This is a genomic window from Ramlibacter sp., from assembly GCF_036383835.1.
Classification (GTDB): Bacteria; Pseudomonadota; Gammaproteobacteria; order Burkholderiales; family Burkholderiaceae_C; genus Ramlibacter.
In genome coordinates this window covers 1-2,698 of the sequence record NZ_DASVNN010000052.1, presented here as the reverse complement: position 1 = coordinate 2,698, position 2,698 = coordinate 1, and the positions used below count along the sequence as shown (strand labels likewise).

General features: G+C 68.7%; 4 protein-coding genes. 3 read left to right on the top strand and 1 reads right to left on the bottom strand.

Annotated elements, in window-relative coordinates; all coding sequences use genetic code 11:
* From VF522_RS08675 to VF522_RS08665, 3 genes are all read left to right on the top strand, one after another.
* Positions 1 to 278, top strand: a 278-nt coding sequence (locus VF522_RS08675) for a DOPA 4,5-dioxygenase family protein (RefSeq protein WP_330907843.1), incomplete at its 5' end; no start/stop codon positions are given.
* A 49-nt stretch (positions 279 to 327) separates the two neighbouring features.
* Complete coding sequence (locus tag VF522_RS08670; protein ID WP_330907842.1) at positions 328 to 540, top strand: hypothetical protein; 213 nt, start codon at positions 328 to 330, stop codon at positions 538 to 540.
* Between the two features lie 91 nt (positions 541 to 631).
* Positions 632 to 1,498, top strand: a complete 867-nt coding sequence (locus tag VF522_RS08665; protein WP_330907841.1) for an NAD(P)-dependent oxidoreductase — start codon at positions 632 to 634, stop codon at positions 1,496 to 1,498.
* A gap of 10 nt (positions 1,499 to 1,508) precedes the next feature.
* Here VF522_RS08665 and VF522_RS08660 read toward each other — a convergent pair whose 3' ends face one another.
* A complete protein-coding gene (locus VF522_RS08660; protein ID WP_330907840.1) occupies positions 1,509 to 2,396 on the bottom strand; it encodes a polysaccharide deacetylase family protein in 888 nt (295 codons plus the stop codon).
* Positions 2,397 to 2,698: the final 302 nt, after the last annotated feature.

The window sequence follows — 2,698 nt, the reverse complement described above, 5'->3', positions numbered from 1 at the left end:
AGGCCCGTGCCCTGTGCCAGGAGGCCGGCCGCCTGTTCCGCGTGCAGGTCGGGCGCGTGCACGAGAAGAACGTCGGCCCGCATCCGCGCTGGAGCTGCCAGCTCGCCTTCGCGGCGGCGGAGTACGACCGCATCGTGCCCTGGCTCGACGAACACCGCGGCGGCCTCGACGTGTTCGTGCACGGCCTGAGCGGCGACGCGCTCAAGGACCACACCGACTACGCCTACTGGCTGGGCGACGAGTGGCCGCTCGACCTGCGGCAGTTCCAGCCATCCTGACGTGCGCGCCCTTAAGATGCCACGGCGGCCTTCCGCCGAGGAGCACGTCATGACCCTGGATGAATACAACGCCTCCGTCAAGCAGATCCTGGAGGAGCAGCAGAAGATCGCGCAGTCGACCGCGCAGCTCGCCATGTCGGGCCAGGCCAATCCCACGAACCCGCAGTTCACGCAACTCATGGCCGGCCAGTGGGCGCTGATGCAGCAGATCGCCAAGCTCAACGCGGACCTGATGATGGGCATCATGATGCCGAAGAAGTGATGACCGTGCGGGACGATCGGGTCCCGGTCCGATGGTTCCCCGACGCTAAGATCAGGGTCGAGCAACGACCCCCGGAATCGAGAGAACCAAGATGAAGACCATCGGAATGATCGGCATCGGCATGATGGGCCACGGCATCGCGACCAACCTCGCGAAGCACGGATACCCGCTGGTCCTGTTCGACCACCCCGGCAACCAGCCGCTGGACGCGCTGCGCGCTGCCGGCGCCGTCACCGTGGCGGATGCTGCCGAACTAGCCTCGCGCGTCGACGCGCTGATCCTCGTCCTGACGGGGTCGCCCCAGATCGAGGCCGTGCTCACGGGAGCGGGCGGCGTGGTCCAGGGCTTGCGTCCCGGAACGGTCGTCATCGACTGCTCGACCGCCCTCCCGGATTCCACGCTGCGGATGGCCGAGGCCGTGCAGGCCGCCGGTGGCCGCTTCCTCGACGCGCCGATGACGCGCACGCCGAAGGAAGCCGCCGAGGGCCGCCTGAACCTGCTGGTGGGGGGCGACGCCGGCTTGCTGGAGGCGTGCCGGCCGCTCCTGAAGTGCTTCGCCGAGAACATCACGCACGTGGGACCGGTCGGTGCGGGCCACAGCATGAAGCTGCTGCACAACTACGTGTCGATCGGCATGGTCACCCTGCTGGCCGAGGCAGCGGCCTGCGCGCAGCAGCGCGATGTGGCGCCGCAGGCGTTCGTCGAGGTGCTGGCCCAGGGCGGCGGCGGCGGGATCGCGCTGGAGCGCATGAGGCCTTACCTGCTGAACGGCGACTTGTCGGCGTTCCGCTTCGCCATCGCGAATGCCGCCAAGGACCTGGGCTACTACACCGCGATGGCGGAGGCCACCGGAGCCCGCAAGGAGATCGCGGCCACGGTGCTGGGCAGCCTGGAGGACGCGCTGGCCCGTGCCGGCAGCCAGGCGCTGATGCCGGAGCTCGTGTCGCTGATGCGCTGAGCGGACGTCCTCAAGCGCCCGATCCGGCCCTGGCGCCCTGGTACCACTGCAGGATCTGCTCGCCGTTCCAGTGCAGCACGCCGGAGTGCCGGGCGATGTGCTCGTAGACCTTCTCCAGGTAGCCGATGCGGAAGGGCTGCCCGCTGATGTACGGGTGGATCGCGATCGCCATGATCTTGGGCCGCTCGGCCGCTTCCTGGTAGTAGCGGTCGAAGGTGTCGCAGCACTTCCGCGTCCAGTACGCCGCTTCGTGGTGCTGCACGATCATCATGGGGATGTCGTTGTTCTCCACCGTGTAGGGCAGCGTCACCAGCGGGCCGTGCGCGGTGCGGATCTCGGTGGGCTCGTCGTCGTAGGGGAAGTCGCCGATGTACTTCACGCCCGCGGCGGTCAGCAGGTCGGGCGTCTCGCAGGTCTGCGTCAGGCCCGGGCCGAGCCAGCCGACGGGACGCTTGCCGGTGAACTTCTCCAGCGTGTCCATCGAGCGCTCGATCATGGCCTTCTGGTCTTCCACCTTGTGGATCGGCATCTGCTCGTAGGCGTGGCCCATGAATTCCCAGCCGGCGTCGAGGCAGGCCTGCGCCACGCGGGGATAGTCCACCGTGACGCGCGCGTTGATCGACAGCGTGGGCTTGATGCCCAGGCTGTCGTACAGCTTCTTGAAGCGCCAGAACCCCACGCGCATGCCGTACTCGTGCCACGCCCAGTTCGGCACGTCCGGCAGCAGCGGAACGCCCGTGGGCGCGGGCAGCACCTGGCGCGCCATCGGCCGGGCGATGTCCCAGACTTCCAGGTTGACGATGGTCCAGACGATCACCTTCGCGCCGCCGGGCAGCTTCAGCGCCGGCCGGTCGACGATGGCGGAAAAATCGGCGCGATCGCGCGGGATCATGGTCATTGGCAACTCCATCGGGATGTCGGCGTGGCGGCGGCCACCGGCGAAAGGGGGCCGGTGTCGCGGGCCGGTGCAATGTAGGACCGGCTTCGGGGGACTGTCAAACGGCCGTTCGCTCCCGGGGGAAGGATCAGGCCCTCAGCACGTCGATGATCGTCGCGAGGTCGACCGGCTTGACGAAGTGGTGGTCGAATCCCGCCTCCTGCGCCTTGACCTTGTCCAGGGCCTGGCCCCAGCCGGTCAGCGCGATCAGCCGCACCGGCCGCCCCGCGGCGCGGACCATGCGGGCCGCCTGGTAGCCGTCC

What these genes read in the sequence shown, in the direction of transcription:
- VF522_RS08670 (WP_330907842.1), top strand. Translation starts at nt 328, where the DNA reads ATGACCCTGGATGAATACAACGCCTCCGTCAAGCAGATCCTGGAGGAG.
- VF522_RS08665 (WP_330907841.1), top strand. Translation starts at nt 632, where the DNA reads ATGAAGACCATCGGAATGATCGGCATCGGCATGATGGGCCACGGCATC.
- VF522_RS08660 (WP_330907840.1), bottom strand. Translation starts at nt 2,396, where the DNA reads ATGACCATGATCCCGCGCGATCGCGCCGATTTTTCCGCCATCGTCGAC.